The sequence below is a fragment of the Corynebacterium intestinale genome, assembly GCF_023574125.1.
GTDB classification, from domain to species: domain Bacteria; phylum Actinomycetota; class Actinomycetes; order Mycobacteriales; family Mycobacteriaceae; genus Corynebacterium; species Corynebacterium hesseae.
Genome location: NZ_JAMKFF010000008.1, coordinates 69,806 through 92,583 on the forward strand (window position 1 = coordinate 69,806; position 22,778 = coordinate 92,583).

Genomic DNA, 22,778 nt, shown 5'->3' on the forward strand with positions numbered 1-22,778 from the left:
GAGGGTGGTGGAGACCACACTAAGGGGCACACTATTCATCCGAGCACAAAAAGGAAGACCATGCAGGAACTTCAGTACCACATTGAGCAGTCTCGCCACCTGGGCCAGCAGGTCCCGGGCCCGAAGAGCGCCGCCCTGGATGAGCGCCGCAAGAACGCGCTGCCCGCGGGCATGGCGCCGTCGCTTCCGGGTTACGTAGTGGATGCCGACGGCGGCATTCTTGCCGACGCCGACGGCAACCACTTCATCGACCTTGCCTCCGGCATCGCCGTGACCTCCGCTGGCGCTTCGAACCCGGCCGTCGTGGCCGCGGTCCAGGAGGCCGTCGCGCACTTCACTCACACCTCCTTCACCGTTTCTCCTTATGAGTCCTACGTGGCCGTGGCCGAAAAGCTTAACGAGGTCACCCCGGGTGACCACCCGAAGAAGACTGCGCTGTTCAACTCCGGCGCGGAGGCCGTCGAGAACGCAGTAAAGATTGCCCGCAACTACACCGGTAAGCGTGGTGTGGTGGTCATGGACCGCGCCTTCCATGGCCGCACCAACCTGACCATGGCGATGACCGCTAAGCAGTCGCCCTACAAGAACGGCTTCGGCCCCTTCGCCCCGGAGATCTACCGCGCGCCGATGTCCTACCCGCTGCGCGATGGTCTGAGTGGTGCCGAGGCAGCCAAGAAGACCATCACCATGATCGAGCAGGAAGTCGGCGCGACCAACCTGGCCTGCGTCGTTGCCGAGCCGATTCAGGGTGAGGGCGGATTCGTCGTCCCGGCTGAGGGCTACCTCGCAGCAATCCAGAAATGGTGCAACGACAATGACGTGGTCTTCATCATCGACGAGATCCAGGCGGGCATGATGCGCACCGGTACCTGGTTCGCCTCCGACCACGAGGGCATCGTGCCGGACATGGTGACCATTGCCAAGGGCATTGCCTCCGGCATGCCGCTGTCCGCAGTGACCGGCCGCGCGGAAATCATGGATACCCCGCAGCCTGGTGGCCTGGGCGGCACCTACACCGGTAACCCGGTGGCGTGCGCGGCTGCGCTGGCAACCTTCAAGGAGTTTGAGGAGAAGGACTTCGGTGCGCGTGCTCAGAACCTAGAGAAGGTCGCCCGCGAGGAGCTGGAGCCCATCCTGGGCGATGAGCGCGTCGCAGAATTCCGTGGCCGCGGCGCCATGCTCGCACTCGAGTTCGTGACCGCTGAGGGCGAGCCGGACTCCGAGCTGGTGCACAACATTGCTGACGGTGCCAAGGCCGAGGGCGTCCTGTTGCTGACCTGCGGCCTGGACCACAACGTCATTCGCTTCCTACCTTCCTTGGCTATCCCGGAGGACTTGTGGCGTGAGGCGCTGCAGGTCGTCGTCAAGCAGTTCAACGAATACAAGTAAGGCCAATGCAGTTCTCACCCGGCGATGGCCGGGTGAGTTCACGTTTTAATAGCCATTTAGTAGTCATCGGAGAAGTCTTTGTCCAACAACATTTCTGTGCCGCAGAAGGATGAATCCACGAAGGAATTCAAGCCCGCGCTGTCCTTCGTGCAGGGCATCGCCCTCATCTTCGGCACCAACATCGGCGCTGGAGTTCTCTCCATTCCTTATGCCGCTCGCAACGGTGGATTCCTCGCGCTCGTCATCGCCCTGCTCGTGGCTGGCACACTCACGACCATTTCCATGTTGTACGTGGCGGAGTCCGCCATGCGCACCAAAGCCACGCTGCAGGTCTCGGGACTGGCCGAGCATTACCTGGGGCAGTGGGGGCGGTGGCTGGTCTTCGTCGCCATCATCGTCAACGGTATCGGCGCACTTATTGCCTATGCTGCCGGCTCCGGTGACTTGATCAACAACATTTTCGGCCTGCCGCCGCTTCTGGGCACGTTGATCTTCTTTGGGTTTGGCTCGTGGGTGATGTACCGCGGTCTGCACACCACTGGTGCCACCGAGGGCGCCATTACCGCAGGTATGGCCATCATCATCGCTGTCCTCTGCGGATGGACCATCCTGGGCCCAGGCATCAAGGTGGAAAACCTTTTGGTTCTTCACCCCTTCTTCATCGTCCCGATTCTGAACCTGGCAGTGTTTTCTTTCCTGGCGCAGTATGTGGTTCCGGAGCTGGTCCAAGGCATGGATCCGTCGAAGCCGCAGGAGACCGCGCGTGCGATCGTCGTGGGCATGGTCATCACGGGCTTTACCCTGGCGCTGGTGCCTTTTGCAGCCCTCGGCCTTCTCGGCATGGAGGTCACCGAAGTGGTGACCATCGCCTGGGGTGAGGCACTTGGCCCGGTTGCCTACTACCTGGCCAACATTTTTGCCCTGGCGGCCATGCTGACGTCATTCCTGGCGATTGGCTTCACCACCATGCGCAACGTCCTCGACATCTTCCACTGGGAAGGCGTGAAGGGGCAGCGCATCATCGCGGTGGCGCTGACGGTGGTACCGCCACTGGTGATCTCGATTGCAGGCCTCGGTGGCTTCGTTGCGGCGCTGTCCTATGCGGGCGGCTTTGCGGGTGCCATCATGTCCGTCATCCCGGTGATGCTGCTGCACGCCTCCCGCAAGAAGGGCGACCGCGATCCCGGCTGGACCGTGGGCGGTCTTGCGCACCCGGCTATTCAGGCAACCATCATCGTGGTGTATTTCTTGGCTTTCATTTATTCGATCATTTCGATCGTCGGGCTGGTGCCGGCGGGTTGGGCTTAGTACAAGCGATTAGCCCTGAGAAAGGTACGAGATCGTAGACTCAGGCGAGCGATGTTCTTGAGCGGCGGTGGGCTACTGCGAAGTAGCCCACCGCCGCTCTTGTCGTTACCGGTAGATTTCGTTAGCTCTGCACAATCGGGGCGTACGTCCCCGAGGTTTCCCATAAGCGTTCAATACCGTGTTCACGTTTTCGTGCTTTGGATCAATCTTGTGCTGATGTGACTAGTTGAGAGTTTTTCGGCTCAGCGGTTGCCCTACTCTGCACGCGGCTTTCGCCTGGGGGATGTCCAGAACCGATGTTGCTATAGATGTGAGGATGGGAGCGCTTGAGCAGCTCGCCGCGAACAAAGCCAGCTACTCCACACAAGAGGATGATGGTTGGAATCACGAAAACCAAATACCACAGCTCGGCATCGCCAATGAGGTTCTCGAAGTTGGCCAAGATCAGCACGAACATTGTGCCGAACCCAATGATGGCGATAGTTGGCGCCACTTTTGTGACGAACACTGGGTAAAGCCCTTTGTGCTTCCTAAAATAGAAGTAAACCGAGACCGAAGTGGTTAGAAGCAAGAAGACGAGTCCGAAACCACCAGCGTTACTCATCCAAGAGAACACGATTGCTGATGGAAAGCTTTCGTCATATCCTGAGAGCTTTTGAGCAAGCAGTGCCGTGGCGATGGCAAACAAACCGAAGCAAGATTGGAAAAGCGATGCCGCAACAGGGGCACCATTTTCGCTAGTCGTGCCGAGGTTCTTCCAAATAACCTGTTCTCGCCCCAGCGCCATGAGGTAGCGGGAAATAGAATTGTGGAAGGCTGTAACGGCTGCGAAGAGGGAGGTGACCAAGAGAAGCTGAATTAGCGGAACGATGGACTCGTATCCCTGGCTGGCAATAAAGTTGAAGAACAGATCCGAACCAGATTCTTGCGCAGAATCAACTACCTGAGACTCTCCAGTGCTTTGGGCAATTGACCATGAAGAGAATCCATAAAAGCCGGAAATAATCAGAATTGATATAAGCGTCGCGTTTGGGATGGTTTTCTCCGGATTGATTGCCTCCTCAGAGTACATAGCACTGCTTTCAATTCCCATGAACCCGGCGATAGTGAACGCGAGGAGAGTTCCTGTGCCAGTTCCAATGAGCGCGGACGGAGATAAGGTGCCAATCGAGAGCCCATCTGCAGGGTTGCGGATTGCGAGAACACAGAAGAACACGATGGCACAAGACTCCAAGAAGAGAAGAACTCCTAGAATTCTCGAAGTGGCATCGGCAGATTTAATGCCTAGAAATGCCACTAGGCTTAAAGCTATGAGTGCCCACACCGCCCAGTGGATATAGGTGCCTACTATCGATTCAAATAAGCTAGATGCTGTGTATCCGAGAAGACAGTAAAGTGCGATCTGCATAGCAGTGTAAGAAACGATAGCCAGTGAAGAAGCTGCTAAACCGTGACTTTTCCCGAGGCCGGCGGAGACGTAGGAAAAGAATGCAGCAGTATTGGGTATCTCCTTGGCCATAGCGCAGAAGCCGACTGAAAAGAATGCCACGAGTGCTCCGCAAAGCAGGTAGCCGAGAGGAACTCCTGGCATTCCAGATGTGGCGTATGCTGCCGTTACTCCGGCGGAAACCACCGTTAAAGGTGCAGCTGCTGCAATTACTAGAAAGACAATGTTGTGCGTCTTGAGGGTACGAATCTTTTCGCTCATACGGCACCATCACTTGTAGCAGGGGAGAGACTTTCAAGCGCGGGGCTGTCTTCTTTGAAGTGAGCGGTATATGCCTTTCTTAGATACTCGATTTGTTCATCTGTGAACGTCTTTCGAATCTGTCCTTCCACGATTTCGGCGTATTCATCCTTGAAACCGGACTCTTCACCGGTCAGGCTTTCAAACACTGCAAGACCGCAGAAAGGAACGTAGTACTGGCAATAGCCGCCTTCTTGGACCACGACTAGATTTCCTTCAGAAAGGCTGTCTGCAGCAGCTGCAAGAGCCTGAGTCATGTTGTAGTAACCCGAGGTTGTTACCATCATGCGGCCTAGAGGGTCCATCATCGCGGCATCGTAGCCTGTACTAAGGATGATTAATTCTGGCTTGAATTCCTCGAGCGCTGGAATGACGATCTCATTAAGCGCGGTTTCATACACTAGGTCGCCACTTCCTGGAGGAAGGGGGATATTCAGGTTGAAATCCTTGCCTTTTCCGGAGCCTCGTTCTTCGACGAAACCACTGTCGACCGGGAAATTTCTATCTTGGTGGATGGATACTGTGAGAACACGGTTGTCTTCCCACCAGATGTCTTGGGTTCCGTTGCCATGGTGAACATCCCAATCTACGATTGCGACTCTTTCTAGACCGCGTTCCTCGAGAGCAAAAGACGCTGCAGCCGACGCGTTATTGAAAAGGCAGAAGCCTAAGCCACGGTTCCTCTCAGCATGGTGTCCCGGAGGATTAATCAAGGCATACCCACGGTCAACCTCTCCGTCTAGTACAGCTCGAGTCATTTCAATTGCGCCGCCAGCTGAGAGCTTCGCAATGTCTGCGCCTCCTTGTCCGAACGGTGATCCTCCATCTCCACAATCGCCACCTTTCGGTAGTTGAGACTGTTGGAGCATCGACTCGATGTGTTCTTTGGAGTGAGTTCTTTCGAGTTGCTCCTTCGTCGCCGGCTTTGCCGAAAGATTGGTGAGGTGTTTGCGGAGCTGCGAGGCCTGCACTAATTCGTTTAGGCGTCGCTTTGGTTCCGGCGAAGAGAAGTGGCGGTTCACGGGTTGTAGGCCAAGGGCTGGGTTCGCCGGCGCATTGCCACCCGTGCCTGTGTCGTGCCATCCGTAGAGCGTGTCCCAGAGATAACCCACAGAGACTTTATCTTGCTTTTTGGTTGACATTTACAATCCTTCCTTTCGGCTGTGGTGTTGCAGACCATAGTACTTGTCGAGTGTGATTTGAGAGACTGTTTTCGCCTTAATTGCGGGGAAGGTTAATTTCTCTAAGGTGCCATTATGCTTTTTAATATTGGCAGTGGAGTCCGTTGTTTTTGAACTGCTATTAGAGGTATTGGCTAATGGTGGTATAGCCATTTTGAATCGAATAAAGCTAACGGCTGCCTACCCCTTTGTGAGGGTGAATTGGTTGCGAGTTAGTCCATCTATCGTGCGTAAATATTTGTATACATGCAGGCTATCTCATGGAAGTGAAAGCTTTTGCAATGTTTTACTGGCGATATTTGCGGCAATATTGGCTCGCGGGAAGGATTGTTGGATTGTAATTTGTTATAGGAATTAATCCAACCTCGATGGATGCGTTCATTCCGTTTACGGGTGGACTCGTATTGAGTTTGATGAAACAGGTTTTACTTCAATTGGGGCGTACGAAAACCAAAAGGGTGTTGGATTATCCGTCGATAATCCAACACCCTTTTAGTGATCTATTTCGGGCTACTTCTCCACGTAGTAGAGCTGCTTGTTAACGAACTCATCCATGCCAAGCGGGCCGAGCTCGCGGCCAAAGCCGGAGCGCTTCACGCCACCGAATGGCATTTCTTCGCCTTCGCCAGCGGGGGTGTTCACGTTAGCCATGCCGCACTCGAGACGGCGGGAGACAGCGGCGGCGCGTTCGGGGTCCTGGGAGAACACGGTGCCGCCGAGGCCGTACTGGGTGTTATTAGCCAAATCGAGGGCTTCTTCGTCGCTGCTTACTTTGTAAACGGTCGCGACTGGGCCGAAGAACTCCTCGTAGTAGATATCGGAGCCAACCGGGATATCGGTGATGACAGCAGGGGAGACGTAAGCGCCTTCCGCAGAGAGCTCGCCACCAGCACGCAAGTTAGCACCGGCAGAAACGGCACGGTCCAGCTGGTCACGCAGCTTTTCAGCTGCCTCACGGGAGGACAGTGCAGAGTATGCGCCTTCGGGTTGGTTGTCCGGAGTGGACTTTACTGCAGCGTTGGCGAGGCGCTCGAGCTCAGCGACGAACTCGTCGTAGATGTCTTCCATGACAATCATGCGCTTGTTCGAGTTGCAGGCCTGGCCGGTGTTGTACATACGCGTGCCCCATGCCAGCTCCGCAGCTGCCTTGACGTCGTCAGTATCGAGCAGGACATACGGGTCAGAGCCGCCGAGCTCGAGAACAGCCTTCTTGAGGTTTTCGCCGGCCTGCGCGCCGATGATGGAGCCTGCGCGCTCAGAACCGGTAAGAGATACACCTTGGATGCGAGAGTCCGCGATGATGGTGGAAATCTGGTCGTGGGAAGCAAAGACGTTGTTGTACACGCCTTCAGGAACGCCAGCGTCATCCATGATCTTCTGAACGGCGAGGGCCGAGCGCGGACAGATTTCCGCATCCTTGAGAATGATGGTGTTGCCCAGCATCAGGTTGGGCGCCACGAAACGGGCGATCTGATAGTAGGGGAAATTCCACGGCATGATGCCGAGCAGTGGGCCGATAGGCAGGCGGCGGATGACTGCCGTGCCGTTGGAGGCAGTTGGGATCTCTTGGTCCTTGGTGAAGTCTGCGCCGTTATCGGCGTAGTACTTGATAATGGCGGAAGAGAACTCAGCTTCCTCGATGCCTTCGGAGTGGAACTTGCCCATCTCCTCGCCGGCGATCTGGGCTAGTTCTACCTTGCGCTCCTCGAAGAGCTCGCTGACGCGGGTCATGATTTCTGCGCGCTCAGAGATGGGGCGTGCAGACCACTCTTTATAAGCCGCGGCAGATTTTGCCAGTGCTGCTTCGATCTCAGCGTCGGTAGCGGTATCGAAGGTTTCGACTACCTCATTGGTTACGGGGTTCTGTACGCGATAGGTGTTGGACATTGATTACTCCTTTTCTCGTGTGTAGTTAGACCAGCGGTTGCTGGTCGTCGTCGCGCGAGGAAATTCGCGTGAGGGTTTCGCCCTTGAAGAATCCTGGATGGGCAAAGCGAGTGAACAGCATGATGAATACGCCGAGCCCTAAGACAGCGACGCTCAAAATGAAGACCATGCCGATACCACCGATTTCAGACCCGGATCCGTAGGACGGATCCATGGAATCGAATGCAGTGATGAAGAACATCATGAGCAAGAATCCGCCGCCCACAGTGGGGAAGAGGAACTTGAACACGATGTTATGCATCGAGCTAAACAGTTCGGTTCGGAAGTACCAGATGCAGGCCACGGCCGTAATTCCATAGTAGAAACAGACCATGAGGCCCATCGTAGCGATGGTGTCCCATAGCGCGTTTTCCGAAATAAGCCGGGTTACTGCGTAGAACACGGCTGCCGCTGCAGCGGAAACAATGGTGGCCGTCGAAGGTGAACGGAAGCGGGGGCTGATCTTTGCGAACACCGGCGGCAATGCGCGGTAGTAGCCCATGGCCAGCAAGGTGCGGGCGGGGCCCACCATCGTGGACTGCAGGGAGGCGAAGGAAGAGGACAGGACCGCGATATAAATCAGGATCGAGGCCTTGCCTAAGACGGGCTCTGAAAGCGCCGCGAAAATCGATTCCTGGTTTTCTGGATTACCGGCTCCCAGGCCCGTGTCACCTGTGCCGGCCCAAGTGATGACTGCCAGCGCGGTGAGGATGTACAGCGCGATGATGATGAGCACCGTGATCGTAGCTGCACGACCCGGTGTTTTTTCGGGGTTCTTCGTTTCCTCGTTCATCGTGAGGGTTACGTCCCATCCCCAGAACATGAAGATGGACAGTGAGATGCCCGCTGCAATGAGGGAAAAGCTACCGATGCCAACCGGATTGAACCATTCGAGCGAAATCGGTGTGAAGTCGAATCCGCCGTTGTTATAGGCGTTGTGGATTGCGACGACGTCGAAAAGCACAATGGCAGCAATCTGAATCGCAACGAGTACATACTGCAGCTTTTGAGTTGAGTCGAGTCCGCGGTAAGAAATGTAGCCCGCGATAGCGATAAAGACGAAGGTAGTCGGGATATTAACCCACAGGTTCCGGGTCAGATCACTAATAGCCGGGTTATTGAAGAGCTGACCAAGAAGTAGGTAGAAGAAATCGACGGCCACCGCCGCCAGGTTTGATAGCACCAGAATCGTGGCGGTGATAAGCCCCCATCCTCCCATCCAGCCGGCCCACGGGCCGAAGGCCTTTGTAGCCCACGTGAAGGAAGTACCTGAATCAGGGACTGCGTTGTTGAGCTCGCGGTAGGCAAACGCTACAAGCAGCATGGGGATGAAGCCCAGCAACAGCACTGCCGGGACGTATTGACCCACAGCTGAAATCGTTGGGCCAATACCGGAGGTCAGCGTATAGGTAGGGGGCGATGCAACTGACGCCAATGACGACTGCGCCAAGTAATCCGACGCGGCCCGTAGCTAGGCCTTTGTCCGACGCTGTCTCATTTACCGAGTGGGTGGTTGGCGTCGAAGGGGTCGTGGTGGTCATGTGTTGTCACCACCTTTCGATAGAAGATTGTTTTCTTCGCCGGCTTGCATGTAGCCGGCGGGCACAACAATCATGGGGACTGGGATCAAGCGGAGCATTCGAGACGCTGTTGAGCCTAAGAAGAGCCGTCCAGGAACGGCCATACGGGAGGAACCGACAACGGCGATTTCGCCGTCTTGCCAGCTCAACTTTTCTAGGGCTGTGCTGACGTCCTTGCCAGACGCCACCTCGGTGGTGGCGTGTCCGGCGTCAAGCATGTGTTGAGCGGAGTCAGCCAGTTTTCGGTTGGCATAAGCATTGAGCGCACTGGGCACGTCGGTTCCGAGCCCATGCATGTCAGACTCACCGCTTAGGACGAGCGAGACGAGGCGCAAGGGAATCTCACGGCGACGCGCACGATCAAGGCCGATTGCAATGACATCGGAGGTGCCACGGCGAGGGCCAAAGAAGGTCGTGACTCGAGTGATAGGGCCTGGGTAGGAGTATCCGCGCGGCGCGAGCGCGACAGGAACGGGGGCAGAGTGCAAGAGCGCATTGACCGCGGAACCCATCTGGAAACGTCCGAAGAGGCCGCCCTTCCGGGCACCAACGACGAGCAAGTCAGCACCAAGGGTCTCCGCAGTTTCGCAGAGCGCGGCAGCTTCGGAATCTCCCGTCACGATGCGTGCGGTTGCAGTGATTTCTTCAGGAACCTCCGCGAGAGCCTCCTCCAGCCATCCAGCGATTTGTTCCTCCACAATGGAGTCATAGCCACGGTCGTGCGGGTAAACGCCCGAGAAGGAGCTATGCGCGGGGGCTACCATAACGAGTTCGAGGTGCACGTTGCGCTCTTTTGCGAGAGCAATTCCTAAGCGCAACGCGTCTTTGCCGAAATCGGTAGCGACGTAGCCCACGAGGATGCAACCACTAGTGCTGCGGCGAGGGAAACTTGCGGGAGCCATGTTTAAGCCTTCGCTGCTTGCTCTGCGATAGCCAGTGCGGCGATCTCGCCCTGGCGTACTGCGCCGTCGACGTGCTGGTAACCTTCCGCAGCGATGTCGGAGCATGCGTAGTAGATGGGGCCGGTCGGCTGATTCTGGAGGTGCCCCCAGCGCGAGAGTCCACCGAGATCATAGGAGGTAGCGTAGGCACCACGCGTCCACTCTTCGGCTGCCATGTCAGACAAGTAGAAAGCGATGGGCTCTTTGGTCTTTGGGCCAAGGTAATCTGCCATGGCGTCGAGAATGCGTTCTTTGCGCTCTTCAGCCGGCAGGTGCCACATCTCCTCTGCATAAACGTCGGAGACAAAGCCCACGAGGGTGCCGTAGGTGTCTTCCTTATCTGCGGTCGATTCGGCAAAATTCTTGCCGTAATTGGTGTTGTCGTAAACCTCCTGAACGAGGCGACCGCCACCAAAGCCGGTGCCGGAGAGTCCTTCTTCGCGCCAGAACGGGGTGTCGTAGATGGCATGGACCTTGATAACCAGTCCCATGGAGATGTGCTGGTGCGCAATCTGCTGGTCGCGCGGCATCGGCGGGACGAAGGAGATGCGGTTGTACAGGTTTGGCGGAACAGCCAGAACGGCGAAACGGGCCTTTACAGTGACCTTCTCCGAAATGGCGGTAACATTTCCGGCTTCGCCATTGCCGGCGACACCATTGCGAACATCTGCCTTGATGTTGTTGAGTTCGTCCGCGGTAGATGCATCCGGCTCCGCCCAGTGAAGCTCGCGCACTGGAGTGCCGAGGTGGACATCGTCGCCCAAGCCCTTGGCAAGAGTTAAGGAAACGGACTGCATACCGCCGACGACGCGCTTATCCAGGATGAAGTCCTCATCCACAAGGTTGCTGAAGGAGCCTGCGGAGCAAGCCATGAGCACTGCTTGAAGAGTGGAGAACGTGTAGGAGGGCTTGGTCAGCATGCCGGACGCCACATAAATCGAAACGTTGTCGATGGCCTCAGTGTCGTCGGAAAGCTCCTCAAGCCAAGAGCGGAAAGAGATGGAGTCTAGCTCTTTGGCGCGCGGGTGGGACCAAGGGTTTGCCGGGTCCATTTCCGCTGCGAGTTCATCCATGATCTTGATGAGGCGGTCCATCTCAGCAATGGTCTTCTCATCGGCTGGGAATACGGTGCCTTCGTACTCGTGGCGGGTGCCATCAGGGGAGACGTAGATCGACTTGCCCTCGCGGTAGCGGGAGAAAGCTTCGAGGCCGAGTTCATCAACGAGCTCGATGAGGCGGGTCTGGTCGGGGGAGATCCACTGGCCTCCGAGCTCGACAAAGTGCTCGACCCCCTTTGCATCCTTGACCTTGCCGTTCCAGGTACGGCCGCCGACGCGCTCGCGAGCTTCGAGGACGGCTACGCTCAGGCCCTTCTTCTTTAGGGTATGTGCGGCCATGAGGCCAGCGGGGCCGGCGCCGATAACGACGACATCGCGCTCGATAACGGGATTGTCTGGATTGACGAGTGAAGTCATGAAGGTGTCTCCGTTCCTATGGGACGATGAAGGGGCAGGTGTGGCAAAATGAACATCATTCATTTTGTGTCTCGTATCACTGTACAGAAGGAACGTAACGTGAGACAAGGTTTCGGAGCTGTGAATTCGCATCGGCCTAAAGGTCGCCCCCATAAAGCGCTGGTTACGCGCGAAAAGATCGCTAAGGCTGCGCTCACCATTGTGGGGGAAGAAGGATATGAAAAACTCACAATGGCGCGCATTGCCCGCCGTCTAAACGTGGGAACCAGCGCGTTGTACAACCACCTTTCGGGGAAAGATGACTTGCTCGCGCTGATCGAAGATGCAGTCATGGAGCAAGTGGAATGCAGTTCCTTGTATGCCGCATTGGAGGCCACCCCGACACTCTCACCCCGCGATGCACTCATACGTTGGGCAACGTCCTACCGTGATGTCTGCGCACGGCATGTTCCGCTCGTGCGGATTATTGCGTTGACACCTATTTCTGGAGCACCTCGTACGGTTGAAATGTACGAAGTGCTAGCCCGAGTTTTGAAGCTGACCGGTCTTCCGAGCTCGGCCATCATGCCACGCATCGTGGCATTGGAATCTTTCATTTATGGCAGTGCTTACGATGTCCACGCCCCCGAAGACATCTTTGACCTTCCGGTGGATAGTGAGGCGCGCGCACCGGCACTGGCCGATGCGCGCGGCGCTTTTTCACCGGACGCCTCCATCGCAGACAGTCAGGATCAGAGGAATCCCTACGCCGACGAGCCGTTCCGCTTAGGCCTTGAAGCCCTCCTGTCAGATCTCCCCGACGAGAAGAATGGCTAGCCCCTCCAAGGCTCAATGCCCGCGCGTCGCCAGGCCTCCAAGAACTGGGTGGTCTCGGCCTCATCGGTGATGGACACGCGCACGCCTTCGTCGAGGTAGCGGCGGATGACCACGCCCTCATCGAGCATCTTCGTCTCTACCTCCGAGGCATCCGCACGCGGCAGCCACACGAAATTGCCGTAGGACTTCTCAGCCCCCAGCTCCGCGCAGACGCGGTCGCGCTGTGCTTTGGTGATCTCGACGGCGTCGGCAAGCTCGTCGTGGCGCTTGAGCACCTCCACGGCGGCGGTTTCCGCCATGGCAGTCACCGTCAGCGGCAGGGAGAGCAGACGCAGCGCATTGATGATCTCTTCGCCTGCCACCGCGTAGCCCACGCGCATGCCGGCCAAACCCCACGCCTTGGAGAAGGTGCGCACGCCGAGCAGGTTGGGGTAGCGCTGGTATTCCTCCACTGAATCCGGGGTATCGGGGGCGTCGTTGTATTCCCAATAGGCTTCATCCAACAGCACGACGACATCCTTGGGCACCCGGTCCATGAAGGCGCGGAATTCACCGCGGGTAATCACGGTGCCCGTCGGGTTATTGGGGTTGCACAGGATGATGAGCTTGGTCTTCTCCGTTAGCGCCTCGAGTACTGCTTCCAGATCGACGCGGTAATCCTCCGTGAGTGGGACCAGAACCGGCTCCGCGCCGGCCATGCGCACGTACAGGGGATAGGCCTCAAAGCTGCGCCAGGGCACGATGACCTCATCACCCGTCTGACAAGAAGCCAAGATGGTGGCCTGCAGGATGGGTGTGGAACCCGCCGAGACGAAGATATTATCCGCCGGAATTCCCAGGTAATTGCACAAGGCGTTGGTGAGCTCTAGGCTGCCGGGCTGTTGGTAGCGGTTGGTGGTGCGGGCGGCGTCGGCAACCGCGGCGATGATGTCCTCAGCGGGCGGGAAGGGGACCTCATTGGATGAGAGCTTGAGCGCGTTGGGGAAGTCCTTGCCCACCTTGTATTCGGGGAAGCTCGAGAGATCATTGCGAAGCATAATCACGTCCTTTCTAAATCATGTCCCAGATGGTAACGGCCATAATCAGCAGGCCCATGCCGAAGACGAAGTAGTTCCACGGGTCATTGCGGAAGTGCTTGTACACGTCCAGCTTCTTGAACATGTACACCGGAACCAGGTAGACGATGAACGCCACGAAGACGCCGGAGACCACGGAAATCATCGAAATAATGGAGGGGTTAAAGATGGCAACCAGCGTGGTGCACACGAAGACGATGACGTAGATGATGTTGAGCAGCGTGCGGTGCGAGACCTTCTCTGCCAGCTGTGGCGCGGCGTTCTTCAGCAGGTACTCCGTGCCTTCTTCTGTGCCGAGCATGTGGCCGAAGTAGGAGGAGACGATGGCGCAGATGACCACGATGGGCACCATGTAGGCCATGAACGGCGTGCCGGTGACGTTGGCGAAGTAGGAGAGCACCGGAATGTTTTGCTCGAGGGCCTCATTCATGCCGTCGGCGCCGAGCGCGAGGACGCAGGACCAGACGAAGAACATGGTGAAGACAACCAGAAGGATGGAGGTGTAGAACTCCGTGCGAGAGACGCGCTTTTCGGTCTTCTCGCCGTACTGCGGCTGCATGTCGAGGGCGAATTGCGACAGCGCTGCCATGTGGGAGAAGGAGAAGACCAGCACCGGTAGGATGAGGAAAATACCCTTGAAAATGCCGCCGTAGCCATCCGAGCCGTCGTCAAAGTGAAGGAAGCTCTCCAAGTCCCAACGCGGGATGAGGTAAATGGAGGTAACTGCCAGCGCAATAATCAGCGGGTACACCAGCACCTGGGCTAGCCAAATCATGGGCTTGCGGCCGATGGCGAAGGCGCCGGTCATGACGCCGACGCAGAGCATGGCCAGTAGCCACCGGTCGAGCGAAGGCCCGCCCAGCTGGTTGACGATGAAGCTATCCACCGCGTTAGTGATGGAGACACCGTAAATCAGGACGGTGGAAAAGACCGTGATCCAATACAGCACCGCGAAGACGATTCCTTGACCCTTGCCCAGGTACTGCGAGACCAGCTCGAGGATGTCCTTGCCGTGGTCCTCTTTGGGCGCGCCCGCGACGATGCGCGCGTAGGTGCGGTGTGAAAAATACACCAGCGGGAAAATGAAGACCGTGGCGAAGACCAGCGGCCAGAACCCGAAACCACCGGCGTTGAGCGGCAGGAAGAGGATGCCGGCACCCACGGCGGTACCGAAGAGCGTAATGATCCACGATGCGGTGGAGGCGGCGGGACGCTGCTTGGCGACGACCCCATCGCCCACAATGTGCTCGCCCTCCTTCAGCTCAGTGGTAGGTGGCGTGGTTGTTGGGGGAGTGTTGGTAGAGCTCATGGTGAGCCTCCTCTATTCGATGGGCAGGGAGTGGTCTTGGTCAGTGATGACGTTGATGAGTGCGGGGATACCTTCTTCCTTGATGGCGGCTAGAGCACGGGCGACGGCCTCCGGTGCCTGTGCGTCATCAGTGACGAGCTCGCCGTGAGCGCCGAAGCCGCGGGCTACTGCCGCGAAATCCGGGTTCACCAGCTGCGTGCCGGAGACGCGATCGGGGAAGTGTTTCTTCTGGTGGTCGCGGATGGTTCCGAATTCGCCATTGGACATGACGATGATGAGGAAGGGCGCGCCATATTGCAGTGCGGTGGCCAGTTCTTGGCCGTTCATGAGGTATTCGCCATCGCCAGCGATGGTGAGCACAGTGCGCTCGGGAAACTGCAGCTTGGTGGACACGGCCGCCGGGATGGAATATCCCATCGAGCCGTTGCGCACGCTGAACTGGGAGGGGTAGACAGAGGAGCGCAGGAACTGCTGGGCCCAGATGCAGTGGTTGCCGGCGCCAAAGGTGTAGATGGAATCCTTGGGCAGCTGTTCGTGGAGTGCTGCGAGGATGGCCTCCATGTGGGCGGTGCCCTCGTTGCCCGGGCGGTAGTCCGCGGGCTCGGGAAGGGTGGCGAAGTCGAGGTGGTTCGCGTGAGCGGTATCGAACCACTCGCCGCGCTTATCCTTGCCCTCCACGCTGAGGCGGTCCAGCGTGTTAGCGAAGGCCACGGGGCTTGCCACGATGTGTTCTAGCAGCGCCACCGAGTGGCCGCGCAGGCTGGTGTCAGGATTGATGGCGATGTTGCGCGCCTGCGGTGACTGGCGCAGGGTATAGCCGTCGGTAGGAACATCACCGAGAACGGCACCAACTTCGATGACGAGGGAGGCGGCTTCCAAAAGTTGCGCCGCGCGGGGGTCGCGGCCGTAGCCGAGCCAGCCGGCGTTGGCGGGGGAGTCGAAAGGCACGCGGTCGGCGGCGCGGAAGTCTTGAATGATCGGGATACGGTGCTCTTCGGCGAAGCGAGTGATCTTCTCCGCGGTTTCCGGAGTCCAGCGCGGGCCGCCGGCAAAAATGAGTGGCCGCTCTGCGCGGCTCAGTTCGCGGGAGAGGAGGTCCAGGTGATCGTCGGAAAGCGCGCCTTCCGCAACCGGGATGGGCGGGTGGATGGTGCCGGTGAACTCCTGGTGGAGAACATCTTCCGGCAGGCCCACGATGACGGGGCCGGGGCGGCCCTGCTGGGCTTGGAAGAAGGCTTCGGCCACGACGCGGGAGGCGCGCTCCGGATCATCGAGGACGAAGACCTGCTTGGCCTGGGTGCCGAACCATGCCTTGGGATCGAATTCCTGGAAGGATTCGCGGTCGCGGTCCGAGGTAGGGATGAGGCCGACGAAGAGGACGAGCGGGGTGGCGTCCTGCCAAGCTGTGTGGATACCCACGTAAGCGTTGGCCGCGCCAGGCCCGCGCGTGACCATGGCTACGCCGGGCTGGCCGGTGGCTTTGCCGTGGGCCTCAGCCATGTAGGTGGCACCGCCTTCGTGGCGGCAGACGATGGCTTCGACGGGGGAATCGTAGAGTCCGTCCAACACGGGAAGGAAGCTTTCGCCGGGTACGAGGAATGCGCGGGGCACATTGTGCGCGGCAAGTGATGCGGCAATGGCAGCGCCGACATGTGACATGGAGAACCTCACTGACTTCGTTGTGGTAGTGGTCTCATTATTCTTTGGTGATGTCATGTTGTCTAATGCTGCTAAAGCTCTAAAGCCATGCATATAGGGCATGGGTGCTGGTAAAAGTAGGGGAATGGACATGGTGAAGGCCAAATATTTCCTCGCGGTGGCTGAGGCCGGGACGGTGACCGCTGCCGCCTCACGCCTCGGAATTACCCAGCCGGCGCTGAGCCGCCAACTGCGGCGTTTTGAAAAAGAGCTGGACCTTGAGCTCTTCGTGCGGGCTGGATCTGCGCTTGTGCTGAGCGACGCAGCGCATGCCCTCATTCCCACCTGCCGCCGCCTCCTCGCTGCATCCGCGCGCGCCGGGCAGGCGGTGGAGGCGCTTCGGGCTGGCAGAATTCCGGCGCTGCGCGTGGCGGCCACGCCGACGACGATGTCGACGCTTCTCGCTCCGTTTATAGAGGCCGCCGGCTCGTCGATTCCTCTGCTTACGACGACTCCGGTCTCGCACTACGACGTCTTCGATGCGCTGGAAGGAACCGCCGACATGGTGATTGCTACCATCCCGCCGGGCAATGACGTGGCTTCCTTGCCGCTGGGCACGATTCCGGTGCGCGCCTGGGCGCCGCCGACGCACCCGCTGGCGCTGGAATGCGCGGGTTCGACAAGCGTGGAGGTTGAGCGCTTGCTGCAGGAAAATGTGGCGCTGCCCTCGCGGCGCAGCGTGTCCCGCGGGGTGGTGGATTCCTTCGTGGGCACGGCTGGCTATGCCCTGGGCTCGCACGTGGAGTGCGATGATACGGCGACGTTATGCGCCTTGGCGCGTGCCGGGCGAGCTGTAGCTTTAATGACGGAGCTGCAGCCGGCGCGGCTGGTGGGCTTTGATGTCGTTGATGGCGAGCGCGCGCTGGGCGGTGTGCCACTGGTGGCGGCATGGTCCCCGGGCCACTTCGCGGGGCAGGAGATAGAGCAGATTGCTCGGCGGTTCCGCAGTTTTATTGAGGGGTCGCTTCGCTAGGGTTTGCTTAGTTTGCATTGGGCATAACTGTCGTTGTTGCCAAAGATCAGGCCAGATCTTGAATCAGAGGCTATAACTTTGGCAGAACGGGCAGTTGCTCGGCACGTGGTAGGGCGTCATGTTAGCGTGGAGTCCTACTTTCCGGGGGAAATGGCATGAACCATGGCGTTGTGCGCGACCTATCTAAAGGTGCGCTTGCAACTCGCGTGAGCCGTGGGGAGATTACGAGAATCGCCAAGGGAATCTACGTCTGGGGCAGGCCCGAGCCTTTAGAGCTTTTGAAGCTGTTGCAGGAGCACCGGCCATTCCTCAAGGCAACAGGTACAACAGCAGCCCAGGTACTTCTTGGCGAGCCTGTCACCTTTCCACTGAGGCTCGCCAGCGTGGAGAGAATGCCGAAATCAACCTTCTATGTGCACTCGCGGGTGAGCGTCACTAGTTTTGTCACTTTGTCGGGGATCCGGATTCTTAATCCTCTTGTCGCTATGAAGTCCGTTAATCCTGAGTTGGGGATTCGTGTCTTCGAATCTATTTATTCTTCGAAGGCGGGGCGTGCTCGCTTGGACAGCCACCGCGAAGCACTCAATGTCATCCCTGTTGCAAGCCAACGGATGCTGGAGCAAGCCGCCCTGTTCACGGATTCCGGTGCGGAGGTCAAGGTGGCCAAGGGGCTGAAAAGGCGCGGACTCAAAGTTGAGTGCAACGTTGTTATCGGCCACTACACTTGGGACATCGTGCTCCCAGAGCTCAAGGTTGCGGTAGAAATCAACGGGATGAAATTCCATTCCCAGCGAGAGGCATGGCTGCGGGACCATTGGAAGAACAACGAGGGTGCGCTGATTGGGTGGCTCACGTTGCGCTACACAGGTCATTGCGTGGCACATCATCTGGACTATGTCATCGACCAGATAGCCAATGCCAGGAATCCGGACTTTGAGAAGCGCTACTTCAAATTCATCGGCTTCTGGCATGAGGGAGTGTTGCCGCCCAAGCCAAAGCCCTGGGAATACAGCGAGCACTTAGGGTATCTGCCGCCCGACTTGCCTGAGCCACCCGATTACCCGGAACCGCCAGATTTCCCGGAGCCACCCAACTGCCCTAGATGACGAAGTTATTGACAGATCTTGAGTCGGAGGCGAGAACTTTGGCAGAACGGGCAGTGCGGAGCGTGGTCTTGGTAGTAGGCCGCGGACGCTAGGCAGCAACCAGCCCCTCAACAATGAGCGCCACAGCCGCGCTGATGGCCACGATGATGACGATGCGGTTGAGCACCGTGGCGTTGATGAATCGGTTGAGGTATCCGGCAGCGATGAGGCCTACGATGGCTACCGGAAGGTAGGCCGCGGCCGCGGTGAGCTGCAGGCTGGTGATTTGCCCGCTTAAGGCCAAGATCGCCAGCGAGATGGCGCAGCCAATGATGAACGTGCCCGACAGGGTGCCGCGTATGCGGGCGGGGTCGTAGCCCTTTAAGACCAACGCCATCGGCGGACCAACGATGGAGGTGGACGTACCCAGGAACCCAGAGGCAACGCCCGCCACCGCGATGTTGGTGGTGGTTCGCTTCGGCGACCAGCCGAGGCTGGACAAGGTCATGGCAAAGATGACGGCGCAGCCGATGAAAAGGGAGAGCCCGCGGTGGGAGAGGGAGGCAATGGCCCATGCACCGAGCAGGGAGCCGGGTATTCGCGCAATGGAGGAAATGGCCACGATGTCCCACGACACCGCTGAGCGTGACTTGAGCATTGTCGTGGTTGAAATGACGAAGGCCAGCAACAAGATGAGCGTGGGAACGAGCTCCGGCTTAATCAGCGCCAAGATTGGGGTGGCGATGGTGCCTAGGCCGAATCCGATGGTTCCCTGGCAGATTGTGCCCACGAGGATGAGCAGACCGATGAAGACGTAGAGCCAGCTGAACATCGCTCTACTATCTCACGACAAGCTTTAAGCGCGGACAGTGACCTTCTCGTTGGCCGCGATTTCCTCCAAGCGGTCCGCCGAGCACAATCCGGACACGATGACGGCCGAGCCACCCGCAGCCAGTGGCTCTAACACAGCACGTTGGAAGGAGGCGGTGTCGCTCCACCCTGGAGACAACACGCGCTCAGCGCCCAAATCCGTGGGGAAAAGCTCCGGAAGCGGAGTGGTAGAACCATAGAAGTGATCGCCATAAAAGCGCACCGTGGGGCCGAAGTCGATGGTGCCGAGCGGCAACTCGCCGCCGCTTTCAACCACGCCGCGGCCAAAAGGATCCTGTGTGACCAGCACCGTGTCGACCAGTGGGGTAGAAGCCGAGTCGGCGGTGGCCTCGAGGTAGGACTCCGGGGAGGTGAAAACTACGGCGACATCATCGGCGTGCGGCTCTGTGGCAGCCGCACCATCCGTAATGTCAAAGGGGATGCCCGCGGCTAGTGCCCCAAGCGCAATGACCGCTGCCTGCCACGACACCGGAAGGCCGATGAGGATGCGGGAATCGGTGCCGGGCTCAAGGTCGAGCTCTTCCAGCAGCATGTTGGCAATCTTGGAGGTCCAGTTCTCCAGCGTCTGCGCCGAGAAGTCCATGCGGGTGCCGTCAGCTTCGTTGTAGACGCTGAGGCGGGGAGCGGAGGCATCGGCGGTCAAGAGATGCTGAAGGAGTTCCATGTCCGCCCATCGTAGGTGGCGGGCGCTCAGCCCGCCACGACGCTGTTAATTCACGCAGCGCGGGCCGTCGCCGCCGGCGTCGATTTCCGGTGCCACCTCCGCGGTACCGAAGTCATCGCCCGGAGTACCCACCTGCTGGGTGTCGCCGCCTTCGCTCGTCTCGGCGGAAGCCTCCTCTTCCTGCGCGGAGTCATCCTTCGGGCCAGAGTAATCATCCGTAGCCACCACGATGAAGGTATCCGGCTCGAGCTCCTCGTTGGCCGTGACCGGCAGGCCGCCGAGCTGCTCAGCCAAGGCCTGGGCGCGCTCATCGTTGGCATCCGCGGCCACAATCTGGGACTCGGTATACAGGCCCGACTGCGCGTTGGCGGTGCGCTCAACGGTGTAGCCCACGTTCTTCAACCACGCACCGATTCCGCCGGCCATGCCGTCGACGGTGCCGGCGTTGAGGACGTGGAGGTTGAGGTCCTCGGCCACGGGCTTTTCGCCGTCTTCGCCTTCCTGGTCGGTTGGGGCATCCTCAGACTTCTTTTCTTCCTCAGCCTTCTCTTGGGACTTGGCCAAATCATCCATGAAACGGTGGACCTCCGCGGTATCGATGGTCACCACCGATTCGCCATAATCGCCCACGCCGGTAATGGAGGTCACCGGGATCGTCGTAAAGGTCACGTTGCCGCCGGCCAGCCCGGCCAGCTGGGTGACGAATCCCATGATGTCCCAGTCATCATCGATGACCACGGAGCGCTCCACGGCATCGGCGATCTTGTTGAGCTTGCCCGGGGACGTCAGCGTTCCCGAATCCAAAACCTTCGAGGTCAGCGATGCCATGTAGGCCTGCTGGCGCACGATGCGGTCAAGGTCGCCGCGCGGCAGGTCATAGCGCTGGCGCACGAAGGACAAGCCCTCGGAGCCCTTGAGGGTCTGGCGCCCCTTCGGGAACTTTGCACCGGACATCGGATCATCCACGTCATTGTTGAGGCAGACATCGACGCCCCCGACGGCGTCGGTAAGTAGCACGAAGCCCAAGAGCCCCACCTCAGCGTAGTGATCAACGCTGACATCCGTGAGCGTGCGCACCATCGAGATGAGACCCGCACGGCCGGCCTCCGTGCTCTCCTTCTCCATCTCCTTCTCCGTGTGGGGAGGCTTCTTACCTGCTGCCTCAGCTTCCGCGTTCTCCTGCTGGAGCTCCTCCATCTTGGCGGACTTGTGGAGCGCGAAGACGGCATTGATCTTGGTGTTTCCGAACTCGCTGTCGTGGACATAGGTATCGCGCGGGATGGACACGGCAGTCGCGCGCGAGCCATCGTTCGGGATACGGATCACCATGATGGTGTCCGTGTTTTCCTCTCCTTCGTCCACACCGGCATGCAAATCTGCCAGCTCCTGTTCTGAAAGCGGATTCCCCTTGGCATCGGTGCGGGAGTCCTTGCCTACGAGCAAGATGTCGACCGCGCCATCGAGACTGCTGTCCTTGAAACCGCCCTGGTTGCCCAGCGCCAGGTTCGACGCAGAGGAGATGTCATTTCCCAGCTTGCCCACGGTGAAGTAACCCACGCCGGAGACCACGAGGACGACGGCGGACAAGAAAGCGACTATGGCTTTCACCGGCGTCGATCCTCGTTGGGCGGTGGGCGCGGACTGCGAGGGCGCGGCCTGGATATGGCGGGCGGCGCGCGGGGAATTCGGGGAAGTCACGGGACTAGTTTAGGTGAGCTCGCTGCAAAAACGTGAAGCAGTGTCGCGGGCGCGTGCGCGCGTTGGCGTTGGGTACGCTCAGATTCATCGTGAAGAATTTACAGAAACCCCTGGCCGTGGTCACCGTGACCTTTTCTCCCGGCCGTTACCTCAGCGACTTCTTGGCATCGCTGCGCTTGGCGACGTCCCGCCCTACCCTCACCATCCTTGCCGACAACGGCTCGACCGACGGGGTGCCGGAAGCCGCCGCGCGGGAACACGTGGACGTGGAATTCCTCGATACCGGCGGCAACATCGGTTACGGCGCGGGGATGAACGCCGGCGCGCGCTTTGTGCGTGCGCGTGGGGTCGATGACGAATTTTTCCTCATCGCCAACCCAGACGTGACCTTTAGCGAAGGCTCCCTGGATGAGCTGATCGCGTGCGCGCGCCGCCACCCGGATGCCGCGGCGGTGGGGCCGCGCATCGTGGAGCCGGATGGCAGTAACTATCCTTCGGCGCGCGCAGTGCCGACGTTGCTCACGGGAATTGGCCATGCGCTGTTCGGAACGATCTGGCCCTCCAACCCGTGGTCGCGCGCCTACCGCGATGACGCCGATATGGACAGCGAGCGCCCCGCCGGGTGGTTGTCCGGCTCCTGCCTGCTGGTGCGCTGGGAGGCTTTTGAACAGATTGGCGGCTTTGATGAGCGTTACTTCATGTATTTGGAGGACGTGGACTTAGGTGACCGCTTCGTCCGCGCCGGCTGGCACAATATCTTCTGCCCCACGGCGGTGATTACCCACGCCAAAGGCCATTCGACGCAGGCGCACCGCGGCGCAATGCTGCGCGCGCACCATGATTCGGCCTATCGCTTCCAGGCGGACAGGCACCCGCACTGGTACCAAGCGCCCCTGCGCGTGGCCTTGTGGCTGGGGCTGCGAGTACGTGGGCTGGTATTAAGCGCGTGCCGCGACGGCTCCTGAGCTAGGTGCGCCTATACACTAACGGTGGCTTATCTGAAAAGAGATTAAGGAACGAT

At 58.9% G+C, this 22,778-nt stretch carries 17 protein-coding genes and 1 pseudogene; 6 read left to right on the forward strand and 12 right to left on the reverse strand.

All coding sequences use genetic code 11. The features are described from left to right. Positions 1-60: 60 nt before the first annotated feature. On the forward strand, positions 61-1,389 hold the full coding sequence (gene gabT, locus M5J06_RS09370) for a 4-aminobutyrate--2-oxoglutarate transaminase (protein WP_250224499.1): 1,329 nt from the start codon (positions 61-63) through the stop codon (positions 1,387-1,389). A gap of 78 nt (positions 1,390-1,467) precedes the next feature. Then, positions 1,468-2,697, forward strand: coding sequence for an aromatic amino acid transport family protein (locus tag M5J06_RS09375; RefSeq protein WP_420869340.1), 1,230 nt, complete (start codon positions 1,468-1,470; stop codon positions 2,695-2,697). Positions 2,698-2,899: 202 nt separating this feature from the next. Here the strand turns inward: M5J06_RS09375 and M5J06_RS09380 are convergent, their stop codons facing one another. The 6 genes and pseudogenes from M5J06_RS09380 to M5J06_RS09405 form a co-directional block, all read right to left on the reverse strand. Continuing rightward, a complete protein-coding gene (locus M5J06_RS09380; protein WP_070530906.1) occupies positions 2,900-4,405 on the reverse strand; it encodes an APC family permease in 1,506 nt (501 codons plus the stop codon). After that, positions 4,402-5,586: a class II histone deacetylase gene (locus tag M5J06_RS09385; RefSeq protein WP_250224500.1), complete on the reverse strand. Its 1,185-nt coding sequence runs from the start codon at positions 5,584-5,586 to the stop codon at positions 4,402-4,404. Before M5J06_RS09385 ends, M5J06_RS09380 begins: the two co-directional genes overlap by 4 nt. Before the next feature lie 549 nt (positions 5,587-6,135). Further along, on the reverse strand, positions 6,136-7,512 hold the full coding sequence (locus M5J06_RS09390) for an NAD-dependent succinate-semialdehyde dehydrogenase (RefSeq protein WP_193629798.1): 1,377 nt from the start codon (positions 7,510-7,512) through the stop codon (positions 6,136-6,138). Between the two features lie 25 nt (positions 7,513-7,537). Next, positions 7,538-9,092: pseudogene (locus M5J06_RS09395) on the reverse strand (APC family permease). Then, complete coding sequence (locus tag M5J06_RS09400) at positions 9,089-10,033, reverse strand: universal stress protein (protein ID WP_070523323.1); 945 nt, start codon at positions 10,031-10,033, stop codon at positions 9,089-9,091. Before M5J06_RS09400 ends, M5J06_RS09395 begins: the two are co-directional and overlap by 4 nt. Before the next feature lie 2 nt (positions 10,034-10,035). Beyond that, entirely contained in the window at positions 10,036-11,547 is a 1,512-nt protein-coding gene (locus M5J06_RS09405) for a flavin monoamine oxidase family protein (RefSeq protein WP_250224501.1), read from the reverse strand. Between the two features lie 48 nt (positions 11,548-11,595). On the opposite strand from M5J06_RS09405, the gene M5J06_RS09410 reads away from it, so the two are divergent. Continuing rightward, positions 11,596-12,363, forward strand: coding sequence for a TetR/AcrR family transcriptional regulator (locus M5J06_RS09410; RefSeq protein ID WP_083304516.1), 768 nt, complete (start codon positions 11,596-11,598; stop codon positions 12,361-12,363). Here M5J06_RS09410 and M5J06_RS09415 read toward each other — a convergent pair. The 3 genes from M5J06_RS09415 to M5J06_RS09425 are packed head-to-tail and all read right to left on the reverse strand — an operon-like array spanning position 12,360 to position 16,407. Then, positions 12,360-13,400: a histidinol-phosphate transaminase gene (locus tag M5J06_RS09415; RefSeq protein ID WP_070523317.1), complete on the reverse strand. Its 1,041-nt coding sequence runs from the start codon at positions 13,398-13,400 to the stop codon at positions 12,360-12,362. The two genes, M5J06_RS09410 and M5J06_RS09415, sit on opposite strands and share 4 nt — an antisense overlap. A gap of 13 nt (positions 13,401-13,413) precedes the next feature. Continuing rightward, positions 13,414-14,748, reverse strand: a complete 1,335-nt coding sequence (locus tag M5J06_RS09420) for an aromatic amino acid transport family protein (RefSeq protein WP_250224502.1) — start codon at positions 14,746-14,748, stop codon at positions 13,414-13,416. A gap of 12 nt (positions 14,749-14,760) precedes the next feature. Further along, on the reverse strand, positions 14,761-16,407 hold the full coding sequence (locus M5J06_RS09425; protein WP_250224503.1) for a thiamine pyrophosphate-dependent enzyme: 1,647 nt from the start codon (positions 16,405-16,407) through the stop codon (positions 14,761-14,763). A gap of 130 nt (positions 16,408-16,537) precedes the next feature. Between M5J06_RS09425 and M5J06_RS09430 the strand changes: the two genes are divergently transcribed. Together M5J06_RS09430 and M5J06_RS09435 are read left to right on the forward strand one after the other, a co-directional pair. After that, positions 16,538-17,419: a LysR family transcriptional regulator gene (locus tag M5J06_RS09430; RefSeq protein ID WP_230308014.1), complete on the forward strand. Its 882-nt coding sequence runs from the start codon at positions 16,538-16,540 to the stop codon at positions 17,417-17,419. Positions 17,420-17,574: 155 nt separating this feature from the next. After that, positions 17,575-18,525, forward strand: coding sequence for an endonuclease domain-containing protein (locus M5J06_RS09435; protein WP_250224504.1), 951 nt, complete (start codon positions 17,575-17,577; stop codon positions 18,523-18,525). An 88-nt stretch (positions 18,526-18,613) separates the two neighbouring features. Here M5J06_RS09435 and M5J06_RS09440 read toward each other — a convergent pair whose 3' ends face one another. Genes M5J06_RS09440 through M5J06_RS09450 form a run of 3 tightly spaced genes read right to left on the reverse strand, consistent with a single transcriptional unit; the run spans position 18,614 to position 21,757 of the window. Then, complete coding sequence (locus M5J06_RS09440; RefSeq protein ID WP_250224505.1) at positions 18,614-19,336, reverse strand: sulfite exporter TauE/SafE family protein; 723 nt, start codon at positions 19,334-19,336, stop codon at positions 18,614-18,616. A gap of 24 nt (positions 19,337-19,360) precedes the next feature. Then, the gene (locus tag M5J06_RS09445; protein WP_250224506.1) at positions 19,361-20,059 is read right to left on the reverse strand and encodes a TIGR03089 family protein; all 699 of its coding nucleotides are present in this window, start codon (positions 20,057-20,059) and stop codon (positions 19,361-19,363) included. Positions 20,060-20,104: 45 nt separating this feature from the next. Continuing rightward, positions 20,105-21,757 carry an LCP family protein gene (locus M5J06_RS09450; RefSeq protein WP_250224507.1) on the reverse strand — a complete coding sequence of 551 codons (1,653 nt, stop codon included), beginning with the start codon at positions 21,755-21,757 and terminating at the stop codon, positions 20,105-20,107. Between the two features lie 89 nt (positions 21,758-21,846). Between M5J06_RS09450 and M5J06_RS09455 the strand changes: the two genes are divergently transcribed. Beyond that, on the forward strand, positions 21,847-22,722 hold the full coding sequence (locus M5J06_RS09455) for a glycosyltransferase family 2 protein (RefSeq protein WP_250224508.1): 876 nt from the start codon (positions 21,847-21,849) through the stop codon (positions 22,720-22,722). The last annotated feature ends 56 nt before the right edge of the window (positions 22,723-22,778 follow it).

What these genes read in the sequence shown, in the direction of transcription:
- gabT (WP_250224499.1), top strand. Translation starts at nt 61, where the DNA reads ATGCAGGAACTTCAGTACCACATTGAGCAGTCTCGCCACCTGGGCCAG.
- M5J06_RS09380 (WP_070530906.1), bottom strand. Translation starts at nt 4,405, where the DNA reads ATGAGCGAAAAGATTCGTACCCTCAAGACGCACAACATTGTCTTTCTA.
- M5J06_RS09385 (WP_250224500.1), bottom strand. Translation starts at nt 5,586, where the DNA reads ATGTCAACCAAAAAGCAAGATAAAGTCTCTGTGGGTTATCTCTGGGAC.
- M5J06_RS09390 (WP_193629798.1), bottom strand. Translation starts at nt 7,512, where the DNA reads ATGTCCAACACCTATCGCGTACAGAACCCCGTAACCAATGAGGTAGTC.
- M5J06_RS09400 (WP_070523323.1), bottom strand. Translation starts at nt 10,033, where the DNA reads ATGGCTCCCGCAAGTTTCCCTCGCCGCAGCACTAGTGGTTGCATCCTC.
- M5J06_RS09405 (WP_250224501.1), bottom strand. Translation starts at nt 11,547, where the DNA reads ATGACTTCACTCGTCAATCCAGACAATCCCGTTATCGAGCGCGATGTC.
- M5J06_RS09410 (WP_083304516.1), top strand. Translation starts at nt 11,596, where the DNA reads ATGAACATCATTCATTTTGTGTCTCGTATCACTGTACAGAAGGAACGT.
- M5J06_RS09415 (WP_070523317.1), bottom strand. Translation starts at nt 13,400, where the DNA reads ATGCTTCGCAATGATCTCTCGAGCTTCCCCGAATACAAGGTGGGCAAG.
- M5J06_RS09420 (WP_250224502.1), bottom strand. Translation starts at nt 14,748, where the DNA reads ATGAGCTCTACCAACACTCCCCCAACAACCACGCCACCTACCACTGAG.
- M5J06_RS09425 (WP_250224503.1), bottom strand. Translation starts at nt 16,407, where the DNA reads ATGTCACATGTCGGCGCTGCCATTGCCGCATCACTTGCCGCGCACAAT.
- M5J06_RS09430 (WP_230308014.1), top strand. Translation starts at nt 16,538, where the DNA reads ATGGTGAAGGCCAAATATTTCCTCGCGGTGGCTGAGGCCGGGACGGTG.
- M5J06_RS09435 (WP_250224504.1), top strand. Translation starts at nt 17,575, where the DNA reads ATGAACCATGGCGTTGTGCGCGACCTATCTAAAGGTGCGCTTGCAACT.
- M5J06_RS09440 (WP_250224505.1), bottom strand. Translation starts at nt 19,336, where the DNA reads ATGTTCAGCTGGCTCTACGTCTTCATCGGTCTGCTCATCCTCGTGGGC.
- M5J06_RS09445 (WP_250224506.1), bottom strand. Translation starts at nt 20,059, where the DNA reads ATGGAACTCCTTCAGCATCTCTTGACCGCCGATGCCTCCGCTCCCCGC.